Consider the following 23,458-nt stretch of genomic DNA (forward strand, 5'->3'; position numbering starts at 1 on the left):
TCATGCCGTACGCAGGCTGTGGAAAAAATTATATGCATTGGAAGGAATCTTCCTTCCGATGAATGACGAGAACAGTTTGTGGGTGAGCCGGGGGCCGGGGCATGATTGACTCCGGCGCTACGGCGTTTATCCTGGTCTGTACGGCACTGGTCATGCTGATGACCCCGGGAGTGGGGCTCTTCTACGGCGGGCTGGTGCGCCGGAAGAACTTCATCTCGATGATCGCGCTCTCGTTCATCGCGTTCGCCCTCGTCAGCATCCAGTGGGTCGTCTGCGGCTACAGCCTCTCCTTCGGCGCCGACATCAACGGGCTGATCGGGAGCCTGGAGTACGCCCTCCTGCAGGGCGTCGGAATGGAAGGTTACGGCATCCCCGATCTACTCTTTGCGGCCTTCCAGATGGTCTTTGCGGGACTCACGCTTGCAATCGTGACGTCTGGAGTTGCGGAACGGATAAAGATCAGTTCTTTCGTCGTCTTCGGTCTGCTCTGGACGACGCTGGTCTACGACCCGCTTGCCCACTGGGCATGGGGCGGCGGATGGGCGGCCCAGTTCGGTGCGCTCGACTTCGCCGGCGGCACGGTCGTTCACATCAGTTCCGGCTTCTCGGCGCTGGCGCTCGCGCTCGTCATCGGGAAGCGTCTCGGGTTCGGCGGCCACGGCATGGAGCCGAACAACATCCCGATGGTCCTCCTCGGCGGGGCGCTTCTCTGGTTCGGGTGGTTCGGGTTCAACGCCGGGAGCGCTCTCGCCGCGGACGGCCTTGCAGCGAACGCGTTCATCGCGACGAACATCGCCGCCGCTGCCGGGGCACTCGCCTGGCTCTGTGCCGCCTGGGTTCGCGGCAGGCCCGGATCGGTCGGGATCATCAGCGGAGCGATTGCCGGGCTCGTCGCCATCACTCCGGCGGCCGGATTCGTCACACCCATAGCCGCGATTCCCATCGGGGCCGCTGCCGGTCTCGTCTGCTACGGCGCGCTGCTCTTCCGGGTTCGGGAGGGGCTCGACGAGAGCCTCGACGCCTGGGCGATCCACGGCATGGGCGGCATCTTCGGCGCCCTCGCAACTGGAGTTTTTGCGGTCGCGGCTATCGGCGGCGTGGACGGTCTGCTTTACGGGAACCCGACCCAGTTCCTCATCCAGGTTGTGGATGTGGCCATCGTCGTGGCCTACTCGTTCGGCGTGACCTACGTCATCGCAAAGGTCGTCGATACGGTGATGGGCCTGCGGGTCACCGAGGAAGAGGAGTATGTCGGACTGGACATCGCCCAGCACGGTGAGTCCGTGCGGGTGTGAGGTGGTGCGGATGAAGATGGTTACCGCAGTCATACGGCCCGAGATGTTCGATGCCGTGAGGACGGCACTCGAGGCAGGCGGCATCTATGGGATGACCGTGAGCGAAGTGATAGGGCGGGGGGCGCAGAAGGGTATTGCCCTCAAGTTCAGGGGAAAGACGGTGCCGGTCGAACTCATCCCGAAGGTGAAGATCGAGATGGTCGTCAGGGATGCCGATGTCGACAGGGTCATCGGTATCTGCCGGGCGAACGGCCGTACCGGCAAGCCCGGCGACGGCAGGATCTTCGTCCTGCCGGTGGAGAGCATCTGTCGGGTGCGGACGGATCTGGAGGAGCTGGAGGATCCGGAGGAAGCGTAACTTTTTTTTGGGTTTTTTGGAGGGGTTTTGCCTGGGATTTAATCTTTGATAGTGTCTGCACGTTAGACGTGCTGTCTGCCGCACCTTTGACCCGTCGCCATTTATACTGTCGGTGCTTGAACTCCTTTCCTGGAGGAACGTCATCTTCCGCATGGGTTCGTGTCCTCCGGTCAATCACAACTCATGCACGGCTTTCCATGGGGTATCGCCACGCACTGCCCCCGCCCCTTGGGGCGGGGAACGACTGCTGGAACAGCAGGAGTTTAAGCACCGCAGGTGCGAATGAGGAGGCCGGAGGCCGGGCGGGGTGGGGGTTGACGGGGGATGCTAACACGGTGAGTTTGAGCATCAATGGTATGAGTTGGAGACAGGGGGGGGGGGCACGCCCCCCCCGTCAGCCCCTCCCCCATGGCGATACTCCCACGGTCCACTGCACTGGGATCCCTCCTCATTTGTAGGTTTTTACGTGGCAAGACCCACAATCACTGGTGTTTTCCGCCTACCACGGCTTGCCCTCGCCAGGGTTTGTGCCTCCAAAACCCTCCATTCCCCCTCCTACTTCCCAAAATGCGGCAGAACCTCCTTTGTGTAAAACTCCATGAACTCCTGCTGCTGGCCCCCGATCTGGTGGATGCAGACGTGGTCGAACCCCTTCCCGATACTCTCCTCGATCTTCCTGATATGCGCCTCCGGGTCGGGCCCGCAGACCACATGCTTCGCCACGTCCTCCGGCGTCACCATCTTCGCCGCCTGCTCGTAGTGGGTCGGCGTGGGGAGGAGCCGGTTGAGTTCCCCGGCGTTTGCGGGAATCGGCCACTGTTCGTATGCGGTCCTCTGCCCTTCTTCCTCGGTCTGGGCCCAGCAGACCGAGTTCTCGATGTATGCCGGTTTATCGGCGCCCCCGGAGTCCCGGAAGATGATGAGGTTCTTCTCCGCGTTGCTGCCAGGGTTGATGAACCCGTCTCCGACCCGCGCGGCCATGGATGCGCTGATCGGGCCTTCGGACGCGATGTAGATCGGAGGGAGATCCTCCGGGAGCGAGAAGACCTGTGCGTTCTCGAGCGTGTAGAAGGCGCCGTAATAGTCCTGCATCCCGCCCTTCCAGAGCAGCCGGATCACCTCCACCGCCTCTTCGAGCATCTCGATCCTGACCGGCGCCGGAGGCCAGTGGCTGCCGAAGACGTGCTCGTTGAGGTTCTCACCCGACCCGAGGCCGAGGGCAAACCGTCCCGGCATCATTATGGCGGCGGTTGCGGCGGCCTGGGCGATGATCCCGGGGTGGATCCGGATCGTCGGGCAGGTGACGCCCGTCACCAGTCGGAGATCCGCCGTCACCTGCGAGATGCCGCCGATCACGCCCCAGGCAAACGGGCTCTGCCCCTGCCTGCTCGTCCAGGGGTGGTAGTGATCCGATATCATGGCAAACGTAAATCCGGCATCTTCCGCCTGGCGGGCGTTGCAGACGAGTTCCAGGGGGCCGTGCTCCTCGCATGCCAGTTTATAACCGATCTCGACCATCCGTCATCACATCCGTGTCGCCGGCCACCTCAAGCATCTCATGGGATATAGGTTTCCCCCGGCCCGGCACCAGATAAATAGAACCCTCGCCATACTGTACTGCATGGCAACGCCTACTCTCCAGGTGGCGCTCGATCTCCTCGAGCTCGATCGTGCGGTTGAGATCGCAGGTGAAGCAGTCCGTGGCGGTGCGGACTGGATCGAGGTCGGGACACCCCTGATCAAGAGCGAGGGGATGCAGGCCGTACGGACGCTCCGGGAACGTTTTCCTGATCGTGAGATCGTCGCGGATATGAAGATCGCCGATACCGGGGCCGTCGAGGTGGAGATGGCGGCGAAGTCCGGCGCCGGGATCGTCTGCATCCTCGCCGATGCCGATGATGCCGTCATCGTCGAGGCGGTGCGCTCCGCCCGCAAGTACGGCGTCCGGCTCATGGCCGACCTCATCAACGTCGTCGACCCCGTCTCCCGCTCGCGGGAACTTGCCGCGCTCGGTGTCGACTACATCAACGCCCATGTGGGCATCGACCAGCAGATGATCGGCAGATCGTCGCTCGACCTCCTCCGCCGCCTCGCAGGAGAGGTGGGCGTCCCGATCGCCGTTGCGGGCGGGCTCGATGCAGCAACCGCATCCGAGGCGGTCGCCGCAGGTGCCTCGGTCGTCATCGTGGGAGGGAACATCGTCAAGGCCGCCGACGTGACCGGGGCGGCGCGGCAGGTCAGGGAGGCCATCGACCGGCCGGAAGTCCGGCAGCGGGAGGAGGAGAGCCCGGAGGCTGCTATCCGCCGCCTCTTCGAAGCGGTCTCCGCACCGAACGTCACCGACGCCATGCACCGGAAGGGCGCGATGGCGGGGATCGTCTCGATCTGCGGCGGGGTAAAGGCGGTCGGCCGGGCGGTGACCGTCCGGACTGTCGCCGGGGACTGGGCAAAACCCGTCGAGGCGATCGATCTTGCCGGGCCTGGCGACGTTCTCGTCGCCAGCAATGACGGGAGGACGGACGTCGCTCCCTGGGGGGAACTCGCCACCCATTCTGCGAAGAACCGGGGGGTTGCCGGCGTCGTGATCGACGGAGCGGTCCGGGACGTCGACGACATCCGGGAGATGAAGTTCCCGGTCTTCGCCACGGCGACTGTCCCGAACGCCGGTGACCCGAAGGGTCTTGGGGAGATCAACACCGAGATCACCTGCTGCGGCCAGGAGGTGCGGCCGGGAGACTGGATCGTCGCCGACGAGAGCGGGGTCGTGGTGGTTCCCCGGGAGCGCGCGTACGAGGTTGCCCGGCGCGCGGTGGAGGTCAAAAAGACCGAAGAGCGGATCCGGGAGGAGATCCGGCGCGGAAAGACGCTCTCAGAGGTCTCCGAACTCCTGAAATGGGAGAAACGGCACTGACCGGCGGCGCCCCTGCCTTTATCTGAAGGCGTGACACAGGTAGATCATCCGACACCCGAACGGTTTTCCGGGGAGGAGCGGCGGCATGTTGCAGGAGATCAGGGAGGAGGTCGTAGGGGTCGTCCAGGCAGTCCTCCCGATCATCCTGATCATCGTCATCCTCGAGGTCGGGGTGCTCCGTGCGGCGCCGTCTGATCTCCTCCTGTTCCTGCTCGGGAGCGGCATGGTTGTTCTCGGAATTGCCCTCTTTCTCTCCGGCGTGAAGGCGGGCCTCCTCCCCATCGGCGATGCAATCGGGTCGGAACTCCCTGCCCGGGGTTCACTCGCACTGGTCATTGCGGGAACGTTCTTTTTCGGCCTCCTGACGACCATCGCGGAGCCGAATATCCGTATCCTCGCGGGCATGCTCGACACCGCCTCGGGAGGCGGCATCCCGTCCGGTCCCCTGATCCTTGTGATCGCGGTCAGCGTCGGGTTCATTGTCACCATAGGAGTCCTTCGCATCATCTTCGGATTCCCTCTTGCTTACCTCTTTGCCGCCGGCTACGGTATCGTCCTTCTTCTTGCGCCGTTCACACCGCCGGATCTCCTCGCCGTCGCGGTTGATGCAGGCGGCGTGACAACCGGGCTCCTGGTGATTCCGGTCATCCTGGCGCTCGGGACCGGCGTCAGTTCGGTTCTCGCCGGGCGTTCGGCCCTCACGGACGGCTTCGGGCTGGTCGGGCTTGCCGCACTCGGTCCGGTCATCGGCGTCATGCTGGTGGGAGTGATCTATCTATGATCGTGGCGCCCCTCCTCGAGGGAATGGATCAGGTCTTTCTTGAGGTTGCGCAGGCGCTTCTACCCCTGCTCATCTTCTTCGGGGTCTTCCAGGTGCTCTTTCTGAAACTTCCGCGGGTCTACGTCATAAACCTCGTGCGGGGCATCCTGATCGCAGCCCTTGGCATGGCTCTCTTCCTCCAGGGCGTCAATGTTGCGTTCCTCCCGGCTGGCAGGGCGATCGGGGAGGCTGTCACCGCGTTCGGCCACCTGTGGCTGCTCATCCCGTTCGGATTTCTCCTTGGTTTTCTCGCCACCTACGCGGAGCCCGCGGTCCGGGTTCTTGGCTACCAGGTTGAAGAATCTTCGAGCGGCTACATCAAGGAATCCCTGATCGTCTACACCCTCTCTGTTGCGGTTGCGATCTCCGTAGCGCTCGGGATGGCCCGTCTCGTCTATGGCATTCCACTGCTCTCCATCATAATTCCCGGCTACCTCCTCGTCATCGTCCTTCTCCTCTTCACCGATCAGGATTTTGTCGGGATCGCGTTTGATTCAGGAGGTGTCGCCACCGGCCCGATGGCGGTCACCTTCCTCCTCTCCCTTGCCGTCGGAGTTGCGGCGGGGATCGAGGGCCGCAACCCCGTCGTTGACGGGTTCGGGCTGATCGCGCTGATAGCGCTTGCACCCATCCTCTCGGTGCTGGCGCTCGGCATCCTCTACCGGAGAACACGAGGTGAAGAAACTTGAGTAATGAGTCCGATAACGAACTGATTGTCACGATCGTAAAACGGGGCTGGTCCGAGCCGGTGCTTGCAGCGGCTCGCGGCGCCGGGGCTGAGGGAGGGACCATCATCTTTGGCCGCGGGACCGGTATCCGTGAAGTGAAATCTCTTCTCGGGATCGCTATCGAGCCCGAGAAAGAGATCATCTTAACCGTCGTCGCCGCCGACCGGGCGGACGCGGTGCTCGACGCGATCATCGCCGCCGCAGAACTGGATCAGCCGGGGATGGGCCTTGCATTCGTCCTTCCTATCCGGCGCGTTACGGGAAGGGTTCACATGTTCCGCAAAGGCGAGGCCGAGGACCCGGGAACGCCCCGGGAACCGGTTTGATCTTGAATTATCGGAAAAGGGATGCTTTGAGGAGTTCCCCGCCGTGGCCGAGGATCTGCCGGACGGCATCCTCAGCCTGGTCAACGCGCAGGATCAGGACCGCCGCGTCCTTCCCCGAGTAGGCGTAGGCATACTCGATGTTGATCCCGGCATCCCCGAGGATCGACGCGATGTCCGAGAGGCCGCCCGGCTCATCCCGCATCTTCACGCCGATGACGTCGGTGAACGAGACCCTGAACCCGAGATCGGTCAGTCTCCGGTGGGCGTCCTCCGGCCGGTCGACGAGCGCGCGGACGACACCGAACCCGTCCGCCTCGGCAATACTGAACGCAAATATGTTGATTCCCGCATCCCGGAGCGCACCGGCGATCGCCGCGAGGCGCCCCGGGCGGTTCTCCGAAAAGATCGAGATCTGTTTGACGATATACGACTTCTCCATTACAATGACCTCCTGTCAACAACCTTCTTCGACTTGCCTTCGAACCGCGGAAGAGTTCCCGGCTCGACCAGTTCGACGTCCACGCCCACGTTCAGCGAGCTCCGCAGGCGGTGCTCCACGACCTTCTTGATCACCATGAGTTCGGTGATCTTGTCGGAGAACGCCTCTTCGCTCACTTCCACCCGCACGAGCATGGAATCGAGCGCACCTTTGCGGTCGACGACGATCTGGAAGTGTCTGCCGACCTGGGGGATCTCGAGCAGCGCGTGCTCCACCTGCGACGGGAAGACGTTGATGCCCCGGACGATCAGCATGTCGTCCACCCTCCCGCGGATGCGGTTGATGCGCGGGTGGGTCCGGCCGCAGGCGCAGGGGCTCTCCTCGATGGCGGTGAGGTCGCCGATACGGTACCTGACCATGGGCAGCGCCTCTTTCTGCAGCATGGTGATGGTCAGCTCGCCCTGTTCGCCGGGCGCGAGCACCTCGCCGGTCGCGGGATCCACGATCTCGACGAGCGCGAGGTCGCCCCATATGTGGACACCCTGCTGCTCGGCGCACTCGGTGAACATCGGCCCGGAGAGTTCGCTCGTCCCGTATATGTCGTATGCGCGGATTCCGAGCCAGTCCTCGATCCGGCTCCGCATCTGCTCCGACCAGGGCTCGGCGCCGAGAAAGCCGATCCGCAGCTCGGTATCGTTCTTGATCGAGACGCCCATCTTCTCCGCCACCTCTCCCATGTGGAGGAGGTAGGAGGGGGTGCAGGCGATCGCGGTGACGTGGAGATCCTGCATCAGTTCGATCTGCCGCTCGGTGTTCCCGACGCTCGTCGGAAGGACGGTTGCGCCGACCCGTTCGGCGCCGTAGTGGGCGCCAAGGCCGCCGGTGAAGAGGCCGTAGCCGTAACTGACCTGGATGACGTCGCCCCGCCCGAGACCGCAGGAGGAGAAGCCCCGCGCCAGGGACTCGCTCCAGTTCTCGATATCCCGCTCCGTGTAGCCGACGACGGTCGGTTTCCCCGTCGTCCCGGAAGAGACGTGGTACCTGACCAGCTCATTCCGCTCGGCGGTGAAGATCCTGTCCGGGTAGCCGTCCCGCAGGTCGCTCTTGTACATGAACGGGAGTTTCGCGACATCTTCGAGCGTCCTGATATCGTCGGGGTGAACCTGGTGCTCCTTCATCCGGCTCCGGTAGAAGTCGTTGAAGCTGTAGAGCCGATATACCAGGGATTTGACGAGTTTGAACTGGAGGCGCCGCAGTTCGTCGAGCGGCATCTCCTCAATCCGCGGGTTCCACGGAGCCATCAGATCGCTCCCCGCCGGTCGATGACCCGTTTTGCCTTCCCCTCGAACCGGGGGAGCGTTCCCGGCTCGACCAGGGTCACCGCGGTCCGAAGGCCGAGCACGTTGTGAAGTTCGCCGGAGATCTTCTTCTGCATACGGGCGAGGTCCTGCAGTTCGCCGGAGAACCCCGCCCTGCTCATCTCTACCTCGATAGTCATCTCATCCAGATGTTTGACGCGATCGATATATACCATGAACTGCTCCCCGACCTCCGGGAGGGCGCGCAGCACGTGCTCGATCTGGGACGGAAAGACGTTGATCCCCCGGATGACCAGCATATCGTCGCTCCGGCCGGTGATCCGTTCGATCTTCTGTCCGCGCCCGCAGGCGCATCCATCCTCCATCAGCCGGGTCACGTCGCCGGTGCGGTAGCGGATGAGCGGCAGGGCCTCCTTGACGAGCGGGGTGATGACGAGTTCGCCCCGTTCGCCGGGAGCGAGACGCTCGCCCGTCTTCGGGTCGATGATCTCCGCAAGGTAGCAGTCGTGCCAGAGGTGGAGACCGTCCCTCTCCGGGCACTCGAACGCCACACCGGGGCCGTACATCTCCGAGAGCCCGTAACTGTCGTATGCCTTCACGCCGAGGCGCCGCTCGAGTTCTGCCCGCGTGTTCTCCGACCAGGGTTCGGCCCCGAATATCCCGGTCTTGAGGGAGTCCAGCGTCTTTCCCATCGACTCGGCCACCTCGGCGAGGTGGAGGGCATAACTCGGAGTGCAGTGGATCGCGGTCACCCCGAAGTCCTCGATCATCTCGATCTGGCGCCGGGTGTTTCCGGTCGCGCTCGGGAGCACGGTCGCCCCGATCTTCTCGGCGCCGTAATGGAACCCGAGCCCCCCGGTGAAGAGGCCGTAGTTGACCGCGTTCTGGAAGACGTCGTCCTCGGAAAGACCGATCATCGTCAAATTCCGCGCGATCAACTCCGACCAGTTATCCAGATCCTGGCGGGTGTAGCCGACGACGGTCGGCTTGCCCGTCGTGCCGGAGGTGGTGTGAATCCGGACGATCTCTTTCAAGGGGGTCGCAAAGAGGCCGAACGGGTATCCGGCCTGGAGTTCCTTTTTGTAGGTGAAGGGGAGTTTCTCCACGTCGTCGAGCGTCCTGATCTCGTCCGGCGAGATGCCCGCTTCTTTTAGTTTTCTCTGGTATAGCCCTACTTTCTGTGCCTGGTGCAGCGACCATTTCAGCCGCTTCAGTTGCAGATCCGCGAGTTCGTCAGGCCGGATCGTCTCCATCGCTCTATTCCAGAACATAGTATCCCATCGTTTTTTTTACCGGTTGGAGAGATCGTGCCCCATCCCGGCTATGTTGCCCGGCATCAAGGTGCGGCATTCCCTGCCGGAATCGCACTTTCGCACCTCCGGCGCTCAAACTCCGTTCCCGAAACCCTTCCGGGTTTCTCCAGCTCCGATTCTGACGAACCGTCGCATCCTGAAGGAACGTCGTTTGTCGGTGCTCCTGGCACCGCCGGACATACTTTATCTTTATGTGGGCGGGCGGTGCGGAAAAGGTTTGTCAAGACTTGGCACGACACACCGTGTCAATCTCCGGTCCGGTTACACAGTCCCGGGTCGTCCAGCCCCTTCCTTCCCGAAGCGTCTCCTGAACAACCCCCGAAGGACCCGCGCCGGACGGCGGCGGCACAGGCAGGCGGCCGGCCGATCCGCTCCCCTTCTGCCGATGTTGTGTTCTCTGTATCCGGGAGATTCGATGCATTAATCACCAAAAGCAGCCCAATGTTCATTTCCAGAGTGATCGAATGACAGCGACGGAACCCTGGCTCCCCGTCTTCGGCTACGGGGGGCACATCAAGGCGACGACACAGGAGCTGATCATCGCGCGCGGGAGCGATACCCGGCGTTACCCCATACAGACGGTGAAGCACCTCCTGATCGTCGGCGGGCATACCCTGCACACCTCGGCGGTGACGAATCTCCTCAAAGCCGGCGCTGCCATCACCATCTTCGACATCGACGGCACGCCTGTCGGATACCTCTACCCGTACGGCTACCGGCCGGACGAGGCGGTGCGCCTCGCCCAGGAGCGGGCCGGCCCCCACCGGTTCGCTCAGCCGCTCGCGCGGGCTGCCCTCCAGTCGAGGCTTCTCCTCCTCGAGGAACTCTATGATCAGACCGGGCACGACATCTTCTATGCCGGAGAACTTGACTTCCTCTATCAGGCCCGGGAGGAACTCTCGGCCTCGGTCACGATGGAGAATCTGCGTCGACTCTCCCGCCTGACCGCCGATATGTATTACGAGATCCTCTCCCGCACGCTCCCACCGGAACTCGGGTTCCGCCGCAGGACGAGCCGCCCCTACCTCGACCCCGTCAATGCGATGTTTGCGTTCGGTTACGCGATGCTTTACGGCAACTGCTGCGTCTCGGTGGTCGGGGCTCACCTCGATCCCGACCTCGGCATGCTTCACGAAGGGGCGGGGAGTTTCGTCCACGACCTCATCGAACCGCAGAAAGCCTCGATGGTGGATCGTGCCGTCATCCGGTTTGCCCGCGAAGAGATCTCAAGCGGCGATTACGAATGCGGGGAAAAGCGGTGTTACCTCGGGGGAGATCTCTCGGCCCGGCTGAGCACGGCGCTCCGCGACTCCATCGACCAGACCCGTATCGACGCGCAGGTGCGCATCCTGAGGGATGCGCTCCTTGCAAACGCCGAGTTTCATGTGCTGTACTGGTAGCTGCCCCGCTGGATGGTGAACTCGGGGTACGCGGAATGGGGGATCTCCTGCTGGACGAGATCCCTGACGACGACCCGGGGGCACCCGTAGAGCATAGAGACGAACTTATCGAGGATGACCGGGTCGGCGGTTGCGGTGATGAGGACCTGCCCGTCGGGAAGATTCATCGCCTCGCCGCCGACGCCGAGATTGGTGGCGATCCTCTTGATGCACGCGCGGAACCCGACGCCCTGCACTCTTCCCGAGACCCGGATCTCGATCGTCTTCACAGCCAGTGCTCCTGGATGATCCGCATGGACATATCCAGCTCGTCGTAAACTTCGTCCCGGATCGCCGAGTCGCGGATGTTGAGCGCTTCGCTCACGGCCAGATCGAGGATCTCCCTCGTGCGGTCTTCATAACGCTCCGCATAGATCCGGCATGCCATATCGCCGAGCACGAACGCCCGACGCGAGAGCGGCCTGATGATCCGGGCCTCCTCGAGCGCGCAGAGCAGCATCCTGTCCGCAACCTCCTGCTGTCCTGCGCCCCGGGCAATGAGGTAGAGTTCCGTGTAGTAGGCTGCCCGCTTTGCCCTGTCGGGCGCCGCACGTATCGCCCGATCGAGCGTGACCATGTCCTTTGTGGTGTACTCGCCGTTCCGGATCTTGTCCCGGCAGTCGAGGATCCTGGCGTACACGGTGTTCTTCCATGAGGGGGGCATGTTCTGATCGAGCTGGACCGTCAGGTTGTACCGGATCCTGTCGTCTTCGATGGATGAGACGATACCGGCGGCGCGCTCTCGGGCGGCCGGTTTCCCGCTTGCCCGGTAGAACGAGAAGAGCATCTGGGCCATCCGCTGCTGCGCCATAGCGGTGATGAACGGGATCTGGATGTAACCGGTGGTCTGCTCCATGCCGTTTAACAGCTCTTCGATCTCTTCTTCGTCGCCGTACGTCTCGGCGAACTGCGCCACGTCAAAGAGCATCGAGAGCCGGACGTAGGGAGAGGGGATGTTCACGACGGTATGGCACATCGACGAGAGGATCTCTTTCCTCTGCGCAGGTTCGCTGACCATGTCGAAGACCGCCGCGAGAGCGTCCACGTATTCGACCGGATCCTCGATCCTGTCGACCTGCCCCATTGCCCATTCGATGTCATTCTCTTGCCGGTTCACGGCATTGAGGTTTCTTGCGGCGTAGATCAGGTTCTTCCTGACGAACGCCTCTCGCTCGCTCCCTGCGGCATCAAGCGTCTCCTGCGCCTCGGCAAGGTAATCTCTGGCTGCATCATGATCGATCCCGGCCATGAGTCCGGCGAGGTCGGCGAGCATGATCGCGCGGACGGACGGATCGGAGAGGTCGCCGATGGTCTCGTGGAGCCTCCGGATGATTGTCTCGGCCTGCTCAACGTTTTCGAGAGCCGAGTAGGCGCTCACGATCCGGTACATCCCTGTGTAGCGCGCGTAGACCTCGTTGGTGTGCTCGAAGAGCCGGTACATCAGTTCGAGCACCGGCTGCGCCGCCGCCCCTCCTTCGCTCCCTTCGAGCAGGTAAGCCGTCACCTCATACGGATCGGCCGAGTCGAACTCTTTCGTGTAGTCGGTGAAGAACGTGAGGATCCGCTGGATCATGGCGGTCCGTTCGTATTCGCCTTCGATCTCCAGAGAGAAGAGCGACATGGGCGCCGCAAAGATCGGGCTCGCGTAGACCTGCGTGTACTCGAGCATGATATCGACGTAACTTGCTATCCTGATCGATATCTCCTCGCGCGAGGTGCTGGTCTTGAGGAGGTTGAGCGCGATCTCGAACGGTTCCATCATGCCTTCGAAGATCTGCGCCTCGCCCCGGGAGAGGTGGTCCGCCACCTGCAGGCTCCCGACCCGGACGTAGCCTTCGATGAGGGGATCGGCCAGTTGCCGCTGCAGGGACGGGTCGGCGATCTGGGAGAGGATCTGGCCCGCCTCGTCCAGTGCCTGAAGCGAGAGCTGTTCGATCCCGTACATGATCAGGCCGTGGACGACCTTGCCCATCGCAAAGAGGCAGTAGTCCCGCTCTAAGAGGGACGTGGAGAGAACCCGCATCCCGTGAAGCAGGTCGAGGTCGCCGTCCTCAACGGCGAGCACGGCAGCCTGGTCCACGATGCCCCCCATCGCCTCGGCCCGTGCCCGCTGATCCACGATCTCGCAGGTGAGTCCGGTCGCGTGCCGGAGGAGATCCCGGTCTTTCCGGGTGACGCCGACCCGTGCCATCTCGACTGCGATGGTCGAGATGGCCTGCTCGCGGAGATCCTGTTCGCCAATCTGGCTCACCAGATCCACGAGGGGCGACGGCTCTTTCTGGCGGACGAACCCCCGCTCGATCAGGATGGTGCTGCACTCGAGAAGCAGGGTGTCCTGTGTGCGGTGCGAGCCCGCGAGTTCCTTTATGGCTGGTATGTGCCTGACGACCTCGTCAAAGTCGTACTCCTTGCAGAAGTCGGTCACCGCCTGGTGAACCAGCGAATCGGCGATCTCGATCTCCAGTGTGGCGAGGATGTTCTCGCGGACGAGCCCGATCTCGTCGCGCCGAACCCCCTCTTTGATCAGGCGGACACTGGTGTCGAAAAACTGGGCGTTGATCCTCTGTGCACTGCTGCTGGCCTTCTTCATGACCTCGATTGCGTGATGGAAGTCACCCATGCGGGAGAGTGCGTCGGTGATCTGCCGGTAGAGCTGGGCCGCTTTCGCAGCATCGGAGGACTCGTCGATCAGCGGCGTGATGTCGAGGAGGACGGTCGGGTTGCCGCTCTTCTCGACGACCGCGATCCCGGAGAGGACGATCTCTTCGATGGGAAGCTGGGTCTCTCCCGTGCCCCGGGCGTTGAACTCGAACGCCTTCTCGAGGAACCAGCGTTCCCCGCTCCGTTCGGCTTTCTTCAGGAGTTCGAGGACGAGGGTCTGGCCTGCCCACGGCTTTTCGTCGTCGATCCTGAGCAGTCTGGTGTATACCTGTTTTTTGTCCCGCTGGCGGTCGAGAAGCTGCTCGGTCAGGATCGCGAGAACTTCCGTGAGCCGCTCTTCGGGGATATCCGGGAGAGAGTCGAGGATATGTTCGATATCGGAGATCTCCTTCTTCAGGGAGGATTTCCAGGCGGCGTCCACGATGTCGGCGATCGAGTTGGTGCGCCGGATCTTCTGGTTGATCTCGGCGGCGCTTAGAAGGCCGCGGATCACGAGGTTGATCTCACCGGCTTCGATGCCGGCCCCGGCAATCGCCCGGGCCACGTCGGCGTGGAGTTGCGACTGCCGCGATATGTCGCCGATCTCGGGAAGCATCTGAAGAGCATACTGCATGATCTCGACGTTCCGGTGCTTCTGCCCGTACCGGATGAAGAGCGGGATGATCTCGGAGAGGATGGCCGAGCGGTATTTGCGGATGCTGATCTTATCGAAGGCCTCTCCTCCTTTCTCGATGTAATGGATGTCGCCGGAATCAACCCCCGCCTGGACAAGGTCACGGGAGATCCGGGCGAGGATATCGGATTGATGGCTCTTGCGATCGAGTTTATCGACCAGCGTGAATATCGCGGAGAACCACGCTTCGTCTTTTTTCTCGCTATAGATGGCGGCAGCACGATTGGCGAGATCAAATATCTCTTCTCTGGTCGGTTCGACGAGCTGGCTTAAGAGTTCCGGCTGGCCTTCGTCGAATGCCGCTTCGACCAGGGCGGCATTCATCTGCTCGTAGAGCGATCTCTTCTCCTTCCTCGTCTGGGTCTCCGATATGTCCGAAGCTACCTTTTCAAGCTCACGCAGATCGCCAGAAGAGATAGCGGAGTTGATCTTCTGTTTTATCTGTAGCTTTCCATCCATTTTGATCAGCGCTCTCTCGTGGGTTCTGCATCATGCATATCCATTATCAGATATATAGGTTGCCCCCCTCTCACAAGAATGTTTTTCAATGGATTTGGAGAGTTCCTCAAAAATATCGGGGATAAGGTGGAGGATAGCAGTCATCCCGGGCAGCCCGGGCGGAACTGCTTCATAGTATGCCGATCCCGCAGGCGAGGGGTTGGGGAGATCTGGCCGATCGGATCGCCTGCGCCTGTGGTGTTAGTAATCTGCCCTGGTTTTAGCGACCCGTCGCGACTTGCGCCTGCGGTGCTCACGCTCCGGACGTCCCGTCCGTCGCGACTCGAAAACGCTTCGCGTTTTCTCACGCTCCGGCCCTTCGGCCCGTCGCGACCATCATAATCTCCCGGTACATGGCGTCCGCGACGGCCGGGTCCTTTGCCTCGATCATGATCCTGATCATCGGTTCCGTGCCCGATGCCCGCACCAGTGCCCAGGCGTTCTCCCTGACGATCTTGATGCCGTCGATCTTCTCGATGGTCTCTCCTGCGAACGCCTCTTCGACGGTGCGAACCAGTGCGGCCGGGTCGGCGGTATGGTATTTCTCCTTGACCAGGTGGTATGCGGGGAGTTCGTCGACGATATCCGAGAGTTTCCTGCCGTTATGGCTCGCGAGCACCGCCACCATCATGGCGGCGGTCATGCCCCCGTCCCGGCAGAACTGGTGGTCGGGATATATCAGCCCGCCGTTTCCTTCACCGCCGAACGAGACCTTCCTGCCCTTGCCGATCAGCTCTATCATCCTTCTCGCGACGTAGATGCTCCCGACGGGTGTATAATCAACGGTGCAACCGTGTTTCTCCGCGATATCCCGTATCAGCCGGGAGGTGGCGACCGGGGTGACGACGAGCCCGTTGCTGTTTCTACCGCAGACATAGTCCTCGATGAGGCCGAACTCGTAGTTCTCTTCTATATAGCGTCCTTTGGTATCGACGAAGACCGCCCGATCGGCGTCGCCGTCGTGCGCCACCCCGAAGTCGGCGCCCGTGGCGAGGACCATCTCCGAGAGGGGCTGCAGTCCTTCGGGTGTCGGTTCCGGCATCCGGCCCGGGAAGGTGCCGTCGAGCCTGCCGTTGATGGTATGAACCCGGCACCCCATCCTCGAGAGGATGATCGGGGTCGTGAGCGCCGCGGGCCCGGAGCCGGGGTCGACGACGACGGTCATACCCCTGCCGATGCCTTCCGGGAAGTGCGCCACGACTGCCTCGATGTACTCCTCGAGCCGGTCGGGTGCGGCGCTCTCGCTGCCGACGCCATCCCAGTCGACCACATCGAACTCCTCTGCGAAGAACCGGCCTTCGAGCCGGATGATCTCCTCATCGGACATCTCGGTGCCGTCGGCCTCGATGATCTTCACGCCGTTGTACTCGGGCGGGTTGTGGGATGCGGTGATCATCGCGCCGCCGTCGAACCGATTGGTCTTGATGATATACTGCAGGGCCGGGGTGGGGAGGACGCCCATGTCCACCACGTCGCACCCGGTCATCAGGAGCCCGGCCTTGAGGGCATGGGTCAGGGCTTCGCCGGACGTCCGCGTGTCTCTGCCGACCGCGATGCGGCCTCTCCTCATCGATCCGAGCGCTGCACCGATCTTGAGGACGAGGGCCGGCGTCATCGTCTCTCCGATCACGCCCCGCACGCCGTTCGTTCCAAACATCTGTTTTCCGTTTCGCATCCTGTCACTTCTCCACGTCGTGTAATTCCCGTTTCAGCCTGTCGATTGCGTTGGCGGCGGCGGCGAAGGCCTCCTGCCGGTGCTCTGCAAGTATAGCAAGATAGGTTATATCCTCTCCGGCATAGAGCCGTCCTTTCCGGTGGTAGAACCGGGCGCCGATGATTCCCGGGACGGTTGCAATCTCTTTCCGGATGCTCTCCGCCACGGCGTCGACGGTCTTATCGAAGTCCATGTATTCGGTCCGGTCGTCCTCCGACCATTCCCTGACGATCCCGTTGAACGTGAGGATGGCCCCGGCGTGCGAGACGCCGCATTCGCGCCGGAGATCCCTGACCAGCCCCTCGACGGTGTAGTAGTCCTCGAACCGGTCGAGTGCGGCGATCGCCTCCTCGATGGTGGGGTTGCGGAGCACGATGTTCTCGCTCTCGAGATCGCCGATCACGATCCTCGGGAACGATCTCGACTTGAATCCCTCGAGTATAGCATACTCAATCCCGGCGTTGCAGAGAACCTCCAGGGTGGAGTTGAGATCGTTCTCGCGCCTGACGATGACCGACTTCTCTTCATCGACACCGCCGGATATAGCAGCATGCGATTCATAATACGCGGTGGTGTCCTTTCCGGGCTCGAGCGAAAAGCCGTGGTGCCCGAGATGTTTGACTGCTCCGACGGCCCCGTGTGCGGAAAGCGCCCCGATCAGGTTCTTTATGAACGTGGTCTTCCCGGCGTTCGAGCGGCCGACGACCTGTATGATCTTCATAACTCTCCTTCTTCTTGATTCTGTACTTCCGGCTCTTCTCCCAGTTCTTCTTCTCCCCGGCCCCCACCTTCCTGGCCCGGCCGGGCCTTCAGGATGACCGAAGCCGCCTCGGCCACGCCCCGCATCACCTCGGTGATCCGGTCCTCGACGTCGATCTCGTCGTCGAGGTTCAGGCTCGTTCCTTCCACCTCCAGGAGGAACCGGGCGACCTCGCTCGCTTCAAAGAGGATCTCGTCGAGTTCCTCTGCGGTGAAAAAACCGCACATTGCTCCGTAGAAGAATGTGGCTCCTGCTTTCTTCACCTTCTTCTTGAACGAGCTCCTTGCCTGGTTGACTGCCTGCGGGGAGTAGGAGTCGACCATGAACGGGCAGAGTTCGGGGAGGTTCTCGCCGATGAACGTCATCTCTGAGCCGCTGGTGGTCTTGAAGTCTGCGCAGAGGCGGGCTATCGCCCACTCACGGGCGGTGATGTGGGTGTGTTTGCGCAGGAACTGGTTGACCCGCTGGTAGGTGGCGCCGTCCACCTTCTTGAACTTCTGGTATTTGTTCGGGTCTTTGATGCTGTCTGGTCCTTCCATTTTATCTACCTCTTGTTGGTTTTGCTATTTCAATAAGGCTGGTCGAGCGGTGGTGCTTCGGGAGAAGCCGGGTGCGCCGCAGGGATCGGTTGCTCTGCAGGCTACCGGCGTCATAATCGCCCCGGTTAATTATATAGCATCATATGGTTTATGCCTGCCCCTTTGTTCCCGGTGCGGGGCGGTATGATCCGCTCATCCGGGGCGGTGTATTGCACTATCCGGGCACAATACTCGGTGGGTATCGCTCCCGGATACTCCGGGGCCTGTCCGCGGCCGTTGGGATTCGATGCTTCCAGGGTCACTCGGGCTCTGGTGTGCGCAACTTCCAGGGGTCTCCGGACTCAGTATTTGAGGTCATCCCAAAAAGATCTCCGAACCTTCGGTATATCCTAATCGGAGCCCTTAATTCCTGGGTATCTGCTATCTGAGCCACGTCCTGAGCCGGGGGTAAAACGGCTTCCCATTGGGTATCGCCACGCGGGGAGGGTCCGGGGGGGTGTCCCCCTCTCCCGGTAACAGCATTTTGGGACAACCTCTTTCGCTAAGACGGTTGAGGTAATCTTTGAGGGGGTCAAGCCCATCGACCTCTCTTCGCGTTCTCCCGCGTGAGATAATGGGTAAAGATGGCACTATGCTCTCGCGCGAAGATCGCGTTGCCGCGAAGTCGGGGTGCTGCCGATCTTGTTGTAGGTCGCTATGCGAGGCTGCATGGGTCGATTGCAAGGGCTGTTATGTGCGAAGTGCTGGTACTGGGCGCTCTCCTTCGGGGCGGCCGCCGGGAATCCGGCACCCCCACATCGGACTTTTGGGCCACGATCGCGCTCGCCCCTATGGGTGAGGTTGTCTCCCGGGCCGATCGGGCGTTTATTCGCACCTGTGAGGGTCATTTATATATGGGCCGGAGGTGTGGGCTGCGTGGCACCTATGCTGCTCCCGGATCGTTCACTTTCATCCCGCGCGGTATGGGGTTCATATACCTGAAAGGGGATGTATTCTGTAGGGTTTGCCACCCGCCCACCGGGGATGGGCAGCCCCGCATACCTCCGAACTCCGATATCCGATATCGATTGCATCACCGAATACTCTTTTTTTACGGATTCGGGTGAAACCGGTCCCTTTTTTAATGCTCTGGCGCATTTTTTGAGTGATCTCGGAAGTACGACGTCGTCTGCTGCGGCTGCGGTTCTGACGGGTTATTTCCTTCTCCGGGCTCCCCCGTCTGTGTATCTGGTGCCTGGTTCGGTTCTTCCGCCGGGTCGCCGCCTCTGGAGCGACTCTTCCGGCGCATACGTGGGGGGTCGGGGATCGGTGGCCTCCCTCGGGTCCGGCGGGGTTTTTGGGTGATGTAATTTATTGCGGGGAATAGGCATTTACCGCAATCTTGATATGCTCCGTTATTTAATGTATTGTACAATGGAAAACGCCTGTTTCTCGGAATGGCTGGATCGCTTCAGCAGTTACCTCCGGATGCGGAATTATTCGCCCCGGACGATCGAAAAATACCTTCAGACCATTCGGCGTTTCGCCCGATACGCCTGGCTCCGGCAGAACTCGGACGAGGTCCCGTTCGATGAGGCCGTGTTTGAGGACGCTCCCCTGGATGCGGACGTCAACGTCTCTGCGGCCCTCGTCACCGATTTCTTCTCGTATCTTACGGAGAAGCAGGACTACAAGCCCAAGACTCTCCACCGGATGATCTCGACGCTCTCCTCGTTTTACAAGTATCTCTACGTGCAGGGGGCCGTTGTCGCCGACCCGATGCTCGGGGTGGAGCGGCCCCGGATCAAGAATCAGGAGTTGAAATACCTCAAACACAGTCAGGTGATCCGCCTGATCAACACCATCGAGAGCGAGCGCGACCGGCTGATCGTCCGCCTGATCTACGCAACAGGTGTCCGTGTTTCGGAACTCTGCGCGATGTGCGTCGAAGATATCGACTTTGAGGAGCAGACGATACGAGTTAAGGGGAAAGGCGATAAGATAAGGACGGTATTCGTCGACGACGAGACGCTTGAAGAGATCAACCGGTTTATCGGCAACAAGATCGAGGGGCCGCTCTTTGTGGGTCAGCAGGGCAATCATATCTCCCCGCGGACCGTCCAGCACCTCTTCAAGGAAAACGCTCCATCCGGGATTACGCCGCATAAAATCCGCCATTCTTACGCGAGCGAGCTCTATCGGCGGTCAAAGAACCTCCGTGTCGTGCAGGAGAATCTGGGGCACTCCTCCATCAAGACGACCGAGATCTACCTGCATACCGATATCGACGAGCGTAAACGCGTCTATCAGCAGTATTTCCCGCTCTCGAACGGAAAAAAGGAGGAGTGATCCGGCCCGGCGGACGATCCAAATAAACTGTATGATGCTATACGGGTGGCGGCCGACGTGGCACTCCATGGCGCAGGCGTGCGGGGGTATCCGCGGAGAACCTCCCCGTCTCTCCCGAAAGGGCACTCCCCTCCTTTCCCCCTCTCCCGGCAACGCTCAAATTACTGAAGCGCCTACCCTACTCACATGCGCTACATCGTCACGGGCGGGGCGGGGTTCATCGGATCCAATCTCGCAGAGGAACTGGCACGCGGGGGTCACGATCTCGTCATCGTCGACGACCTCTCCGCCGGACGGCGGGAGAATATCGCTCATCTCCTGGCTCGTCCCCGGGTGACGTTCATCGAGGGGAGCGTCACCGATCTTCCCCTGCTCGTCGACGCCTGCGCCGGGGCGGACGGTATCTTCCACCAGGCGGCCGTCGCTTCTGTTCCCCGGTCTGTGGCAAACCCCCTGGAGACGAACGAAGTGAACGTGGCCGGAACCCTGAACGTCCTCTGGGCGGCAAAAGAGTGCGGCGTCCCGACGGTCGTGGCGGCATCCACCTCGGCGATCTACGGCGACGATCCGGTCTTCCCCAAACACGAGACGATGGCGCCGGGGCCGCTCTCCCCCTATGCAGTCTCGAAACTCGCAGGCGAATACTACGGGAGCGTTTTCGCCGACCTCTACGGTGTCCGGACGGTATTCTTGCGCTACTTCAATGTCTTCGGCCCCCGGCAGGACCCGAACTCCGAGTATGCGGCGGTTATCCCGAAGTTCATCACCCGCCTGCTCGAGGATAAGTCGCCAATCATCTACGGCGATGGGGAGCAGACCCGCGACTTCATCTCTGTCGCCGACGTGGCGCGGGCGAACATCCTGGCGATGGAGAGCGATGCCTCCGGTGTCTTCAACATCGCCGGCGGCAGCCGGATCAGCCTGAACCACCTTGCGTCCATGCTCGCGGAGATCACCGGCATACACCGCCGGCCGATATACGAACCGCCGCGGGCGGGGGACGTGCGCGACTCCCTCGCCGACATATCCAGTGCGGGGGATGCCTTCGGGTTCTCTCCACGCTCCACGCTTGAAGCGGGGCTCCGCGAAACCGTGGCGTGGTTCAGGGACGCTGATCGGTAACCGCTCCTGTGAGAACCCGTCGGTCGATCCGGGGTCGCTACGCTCCCGGGCACGGGAGGTGCAGGAACCTATATATTGTTACTCCACAGTAAAGGGGGCGAGGTGAAGACGTATGCCCCAATTGGTTACACCGGAGACGCCCCGTAAGGGCAATGGCAGAGATACGTCACGGGCGTACAGCCACGTCGCCACGGAGGGTCCGCATGACCCGGCCGCCCTGAACAACCGGGGTGTGGCGCTTGAGAGGCAGGGACGCTACGAAGAAGCGCTCGCTGCATTCAGTGCGGCGATACTCTGCGACAACGATGATGTCTATGCCTGGAACAACCGGGCGGTGATCCTCGCCCGGCTCGATCGCCCCCAGGAAGCGGCCCTTGCGTGCAGGCAGGCGCTCACGATCGACCGGTCGTGCATCTTTGCTCTGGTGACGTACGGCATGGTACTCGGCAGGCTCGGGAACTACCATGAGGCCGAGAATGTTCTTGCGGTGGCCGAAGACCTCGATCCGCAGGCCCGGGCGCTTTACCCGGGGGACTCGACGATGACCCGGGCCTGACCGGGTCAGGATCACTCTTTTTCCCGGGGGATATCGGGCCGATACACTGTCGGGTGCGATACGGTTCGCCTTACTGCGCCCTATCGCCCGGCCGCATCGTGAGAGCGCCGGGTTCGCCCGAACTCCCGGAGAACCTTACGTTTTTATCCTCCCTGCCGCATAGAGTACATAATCGAGTGCCTCCGGCACGGAGTCATCCCATGAAGACGCTCATACTTGCAGGGGGGAGCGGCACCCGCCTCTTCCCGCTCTCAAGGGAACACTACCCGAAACAGTTCATCCCTCTCGTCGACGACGAGTCTCTCTTCCAGAAGACCGTGAAGAGGGCGCTCCTCTTCTCTTCGCCGCAGGAGATCGCCATCGTCACGAACACCGATCACCGGTTCCTGGTCAGAGACCAGCTCGCCGCCATCGGGTGCGACTGCCGCGTTCTCGTGGAGCCGGTAGGCAAGAACACCCTGCCGGCGATCTACTACGGCGCTCGCGAGATCACCCGGGATGACGGGCCGGATACGGTCGCGGTTCTCCCCTCGGATCACCTGATCACCGCGGCCGGGCAGTTCCGCGACGCATTCCGCCGGGCGGAGCGGCTTACTAAGGACTACCTGGTTGTCTTCGGGGTGCGGCCGACCTCGCCCCACACCGGATACGGCTATATCCGGCCCGGCGAGCCTCTCGGCGACGGCTCGCTCGTGGACGCCTTCGTCGAAAAGCCCGATATCGAGACCGCCGGGCACTACGTCGCCGACGGTTACCTCTGGAACTCCGGCATGTTCTGTTTCGATGCCGGCCTCTTCCTCGCCGAGTGCGAGGCGTGTGCACCGGAGGTGGCCCGGGCGTTCGAGCAGCCCATTCAGGAGGCGTACGGCGCAACCCCCGCTCTCTCCATCGACTACGGGATCATGGAGAAGACCCGGCGGGCGGCGGTCGTGCCGCTTGAATGCGACTGGAGCGACGTGGGGAATTTCGACGCACTTTACGCTGCTCTCCAGAAGAACGGGAGCGGTAACGCAGTCAGGGGCGAGCATATCGGGATCGACTCCTCCGAGAACCTGATCATCGCCGACCGCCTGGTCGCCACCGTCGGGGTCCGCGACCTTGCCATCGTGGAGACGAAGGACGCGATCCTGGTTGCCGCCCGGGACGAGGCCCAGCGGGTGGGCGAGATTGCAAAAGCCCTCCGTGAGAAGGGGGATTCGCGTGCTCTCTTCCACACGCAGGTCCACCGCCCCTGGGGCTCCTACACGAACCTTGAGGAGGGGCAGTCATACAAGATCAAGCGGGTCACCGTCCCCCCGAAACGGCGGCTGTCGCTGCAGATGCACCACCACCGCTCCGAACACTGGGTGGTCGTCACCGGGTGCGCCGAGGTGACGATCGGCGATGCGACCTACCTCCTCCGGAACGGCGAGTCCACGTTCGTCCCTGCGGGAACGGTTCACCGGCTCGCGAACCCCGGTCTCCTGCCGCTCGAACTGATTGAGGTCCAGATCGGGGAGTACACCGGCGAGGACGACATCGTCAGGTTCGAGGACGACTTCGATCGGACGTGAGTAGCCCCGGCTGGCCTCCCCTCCTCACCCCTTCTGCCCGCGAGCAAACCGATATAATCCCGCGGTACATAAAATATAGGAGCCGATGCCTGCTGTATCGGCGGTT

General features: G+C 62.0%; 20 protein-coding genes. 11 read left to right on the forward strand and 9 right to left on the reverse strand.

Annotated elements, in window-relative coordinates; translation table 11 throughout:
• Window positions 1–101 precede the first annotated feature (101 nt).
• Together MchiMG62_RS04415 and MchiMG62_RS04420 are read left to right on the forward strand one after the other, a co-directional pair.
• A complete protein-coding gene (locus tag MchiMG62_RS04415) occupies window positions 102–1,295 on the forward strand; it encodes an ammonium transporter (RefSeq protein WP_221058051.1) in 1,194 nt (397 codons plus the stop codon).
• A 10-nt stretch (window positions 1,296–1,305) separates the two neighbouring features.
• Window positions 1,306–1,653, forward strand: coding sequence for a P-II family nitrogen regulator (locus tag MchiMG62_RS04420; RefSeq protein ID WP_221058052.1), 348 nt, complete (start codon window positions 1,306–1,308; stop codon window positions 1,651–1,653).
• A 555-nt stretch (window positions 1,654–2,208) separates the two neighbouring features.
• Here MchiMG62_RS04420 and MchiMG62_RS04425 read toward each other — a convergent pair.
• Window positions 2,209–3,171 carry a TIGR03557 family F420-dependent LLM class oxidoreductase gene (locus tag MchiMG62_RS04425; RefSeq protein ID WP_221058053.1) on the reverse strand — a complete coding sequence of 321 codons (963 nt, stop codon included), beginning with the start codon at window positions 3,169–3,171 and terminating at the stop codon, window positions 2,209–2,211.
• A gap of 103 nt (window positions 3,172–3,274) precedes the next feature.
• Here MchiMG62_RS04425 and hxlA point away from each other — a divergent pair, with 103 nt between their 5' ends.
• The 4 genes from hxlA (at window position 3,275) to MchiMG62_RS04445 (ending at window position 6,438) form a co-directional block, all read left to right on the forward strand.
• Window positions 3,275–4,564, forward strand: a complete 1,290-nt coding sequence (hxlA, locus tag MchiMG62_RS04430; protein WP_221058054.1) for a 3-hexulose-6-phosphate synthase — start codon at window positions 3,275–3,277, stop codon at window positions 4,562–4,564.
• An 85-nt stretch (window positions 4,565–4,649) separates the two neighbouring features.
• The gene (locus MchiMG62_RS04435; RefSeq protein ID WP_221058055.1) at window positions 4,650–5,345 is read left to right on the forward strand and encodes a DUF1538 domain-containing protein; all 696 of its coding nucleotides are present in this window, start codon (window positions 4,650–4,652) and stop codon (window positions 5,343–5,345) included.
• Window positions 5,342–6,073, forward strand: coding sequence for a DUF1538 domain-containing protein (locus MchiMG62_RS04440; protein WP_221058056.1), 732 nt, complete (start codon window positions 5,342–5,344; stop codon window positions 6,071–6,073). The genes MchiMG62_RS04435 and MchiMG62_RS04440 overlap by 4 nt, the downstream gene beginning before the upstream one ends.
• Window positions 6,070–6,438 carry a P-II family nitrogen regulator gene (locus MchiMG62_RS04445; RefSeq protein ID WP_221058057.1) on the forward strand — a complete coding sequence of 123 codons (369 nt, stop codon included), beginning with the start codon at window positions 6,070–6,072 and terminating at the stop codon, window positions 6,436–6,438. The genes MchiMG62_RS04440 and MchiMG62_RS04445 overlap by 4 nt, the downstream gene beginning before the upstream one ends.
• Window positions 6,439–6,445: 7 nt before the next feature.
• Here the strand turns inward: MchiMG62_RS04445 and MchiMG62_RS04450 are convergent, their stop codons facing one another.
• Genes MchiMG62_RS04450 through MchiMG62_RS04460 form a run of 3 tightly spaced genes read right to left on the reverse strand, consistent with a single transcriptional unit; the run spans window position 6,446 to window position 9,467 of the window.
• Window positions 6,446–6,877, reverse strand: a complete 432-nt coding sequence (locus MchiMG62_RS04450) for an ACT domain-containing protein (protein WP_074369301.1) — start codon at window positions 6,875–6,877, stop codon at window positions 6,446–6,448.
• On the reverse strand, window positions 6,877–8,178 hold the full coding sequence (locus tag MchiMG62_RS04455) for a phenylacetate--CoA ligase family protein (protein WP_221058058.1): 1,302 nt from the start codon (window positions 8,176–8,178) through the stop codon (window positions 6,877–6,879). Before MchiMG62_RS04455 ends, MchiMG62_RS04450 begins: the two co-directional genes overlap by 1 nt.
• Window positions 8,178–9,467 carry a phenylacetate--CoA ligase family protein gene (locus MchiMG62_RS04460; RefSeq protein ID WP_221058059.1) on the reverse strand — a complete coding sequence of 430 codons (1,290 nt, stop codon included), beginning with the start codon at window positions 9,465–9,467 and terminating at the stop codon, window positions 8,178–8,180. Before MchiMG62_RS04460 ends, MchiMG62_RS04455 begins: the two co-directional genes overlap by 1 nt.
• Window positions 9,468–9,973: 506 nt before the next feature.
• Here MchiMG62_RS04460 and cas1 point away from each other — a divergent pair.
• A complete protein-coding gene (cas1, locus tag MchiMG62_RS04465) occupies window positions 9,974–10,909 on the forward strand; it encodes a CRISPR-associated endonuclease Cas1 (protein WP_221058060.1) in 936 nt (311 codons plus the stop codon).
• Here cas1 and MchiMG62_RS04470 read toward each other — a convergent pair.
• The 5 genes from MchiMG62_RS04470 to MchiMG62_RS04490 all read right to left on the reverse strand — a co-directional run bounded on the left by MchiMG62_RS04470 (window position 10,891) and on the right by MchiMG62_RS04490 (window position 17,793).
• On the reverse strand, window positions 10,891–11,178 hold the full coding sequence (locus tag MchiMG62_RS04470) for an acylphosphatase (protein WP_221058061.1): 288 nt from the start codon (window positions 11,176–11,178) through the stop codon (window positions 10,891–10,893). The genes cas1 and MchiMG62_RS04470 overlap by 19 nt on opposite strands.
• Window positions 11,175–14,741 carry a hypothetical protein gene (locus MchiMG62_RS04475; protein WP_221058062.1) on the reverse strand — a complete coding sequence of 1,189 codons (3,567 nt, stop codon included), beginning with the start codon at window positions 14,739–14,741 and terminating at the stop codon, window positions 11,175–11,177. The genes MchiMG62_RS04470 and MchiMG62_RS04475 overlap by 4 nt, the downstream gene beginning before the upstream one ends.
• A gap of 343 nt (window positions 14,742–15,084) precedes the next feature.
• Window positions 15,085–16,455, reverse strand: coding sequence for a phosphoglucosamine mutase (glmM, locus tag MchiMG62_RS04480; protein WP_221058063.1), 1,371 nt, complete (start codon window positions 16,453–16,455; stop codon window positions 15,085–15,087).
• A 4-nt stretch (window positions 16,456–16,459) separates the two neighbouring features.
• Window positions 16,460–17,215, reverse strand: a complete 756-nt coding sequence (gene mobB, locus MchiMG62_RS04485) for a molybdopterin-guanine dinucleotide biosynthesis protein B (protein ID WP_221058064.1) — start codon at window positions 17,213–17,215, stop codon at window positions 16,460–16,462.
• Entirely contained in the window at window positions 17,212–17,793 is a 582-nt protein-coding gene (locus tag MchiMG62_RS04490; RefSeq protein WP_221058065.1) for a DUF5806 family protein, read from the reverse strand. The genes mobB and MchiMG62_RS04490 overlap by 4 nt, the downstream gene beginning before the upstream one ends.
• Before the next feature lie 1,413 nt (window positions 17,794–19,206).
• On the opposite strand from MchiMG62_RS04490, the gene xerA reads away from it, so the two are divergent.
• The 4 genes from xerA (at window position 19,207) to MchiMG62_RS04510 (ending at window position 23,352) form a co-directional block, all read left to right on the forward strand.
• The gene (xerA, locus tag MchiMG62_RS04495) at window positions 19,207–20,121 is read left to right on the forward strand and encodes a site-specific tyrosine recombinase/integron integrase (RefSeq protein ID WP_221058066.1); all 915 of its coding nucleotides are present in this window, start codon (window positions 19,207–19,209) and stop codon (window positions 20,119–20,121) included.
• Between the two features lie 186 nt (window positions 20,122–20,307).
• Window positions 20,308–21,243, forward strand: a complete 936-nt coding sequence (locus tag MchiMG62_RS04500; protein WP_221058067.1) for an SDR family oxidoreductase — start codon at window positions 20,308–20,310, stop codon at window positions 21,241–21,243.
• Window positions 21,244–21,355: 112 nt separating this feature from the next.
• Window positions 21,356–21,799, forward strand: coding sequence for a tetratricopeptide repeat protein (locus MchiMG62_RS04505; RefSeq protein ID WP_221058068.1), 444 nt, complete (start codon window positions 21,356–21,358; stop codon window positions 21,797–21,799).
• A gap of 200 nt (window positions 21,800–21,999) precedes the next feature.
• On the forward strand, window positions 22,000–23,352 hold the full coding sequence (locus MchiMG62_RS04510) for a mannose-1-phosphate guanylyltransferase/mannose-6-phosphate isomerase (RefSeq protein WP_221058069.1): 1,353 nt from the start codon (window positions 22,000–22,002) through the stop codon (window positions 23,350–23,352).
• Window positions 23,353–23,458 lie beyond the last annotated feature (106 nt).

Source organism: Methanoculleus chikugoensis (assembly GCF_019669965.1).
GTDB lineage: Archaea > Halobacteriota > Methanomicrobia > Methanomicrobiales > Methanoculleaceae > Methanoculleus > Methanoculleus chikugoensis.

Excerpts from the sequence above, each read along its gene's own strand:
- MchiMG62_RS04510 (WP_221058069.1), top strand. The coding sequence starts at position 22,000 with ATGAAGACGCTCATACTTGCAGGGGGGAGCGGCACCCGCCTCTTCCCG.
- MchiMG62_RS04415 (WP_221058051.1), top strand. The coding sequence starts at position 102 with ATGATTGACTCCGGCGCTACGGCGTTTATCCTGGTCTGTACGGCACTG.
- MchiMG62_RS04420 (WP_221058052.1), top strand. The coding sequence starts at position 1,306 with ATGAAGATGGTTACCGCAGTCATACGGCCCGAGATGTTCGATGCCGTG.
- MchiMG62_RS04475 (WP_221058062.1), bottom strand. The coding sequence starts at position 14,741 with ATGGATGGAAAGCTACAGATAAAACAGAAGATCAACTCCGCTATCTCT.
- MchiMG62_RS04425 (WP_221058053.1), bottom strand. The coding sequence starts at position 3,171 with ATGGTCGAGATCGGTTATAAACTGGCATGCGAGGAGCACGGCCCCCTG.
- MchiMG62_RS04490 (WP_221058065.1), bottom strand. The coding sequence starts at position 17,793 with ATGGAAGGACCAGACAGCATCAAAGACCCGAACAAATACCAGAAGTTC.
- MchiMG62_RS04440 (WP_221058056.1), top strand. The coding sequence starts at position 5,342 with ATGATCGTGGCGCCCCTCCTCGAGGGAATGGATCAGGTCTTTCTTGAG.
- MchiMG62_RS04460 (WP_221058059.1), bottom strand. The coding sequence starts at position 9,467 with ATGTTCTGGAATAGAGCGATGGAGACGATCCGGCCTGACGAACTCGCG.
- xerA (WP_221058066.1), top strand. The coding sequence starts at position 19,207 with ATGGAAAACGCCTGTTTCTCGGAATGGCTGGATCGCTTCAGCAGTTAC.
- glmM (WP_221058063.1), bottom strand. The coding sequence starts at position 16,455 with ATGCGAAACGGAAAACAGATGTTTGGAACGAACGGCGTGCGGGGCGTG.
- hxlA (WP_221058054.1), top strand. The coding sequence starts at position 3,275 with ATGGCAACGCCTACTCTCCAGGTGGCGCTCGATCTCCTCGAGCTCGAT.
- MchiMG62_RS04505 (WP_221058068.1), top strand. The coding sequence starts at position 21,356 with ATGCCCCAATTGGTTACACCGGAGACGCCCCGTAAGGGCAATGGCAGA.
- mobB (WP_221058064.1), bottom strand. The coding sequence starts at position 17,215 with ATGAAGATCATACAGGTCGTCGGCCGCTCGAACGCCGGGAAGACCACG.
- MchiMG62_RS04455 (WP_221058058.1), bottom strand. The coding sequence starts at position 8,178 with ATGGCTCCGTGGAACCCGCGGATTGAGGAGATGCCGCTCGACGAACTG.
- MchiMG62_RS04435 (WP_221058055.1), top strand. The coding sequence starts at position 4,650 with ATGTTGCAGGAGATCAGGGAGGAGGTCGTAGGGGTCGTCCAGGCAGTC.
- MchiMG62_RS04450 (WP_074369301.1), bottom strand. The coding sequence starts at position 6,877 with ATGGAGAAGTCGTATATCGTCAAACAGATCTCGATCTTTTCGGAGAAC.
- cas1 (WP_221058060.1), top strand. The coding sequence starts at position 9,974 with ATGACAGCGACGGAACCCTGGCTCCCCGTCTTCGGCTACGGGGGGCAC.
- MchiMG62_RS04500 (WP_221058067.1), top strand. The coding sequence starts at position 20,308 with ATGCGCTACATCGTCACGGGCGGGGCGGGGTTCATCGGATCCAATCTC.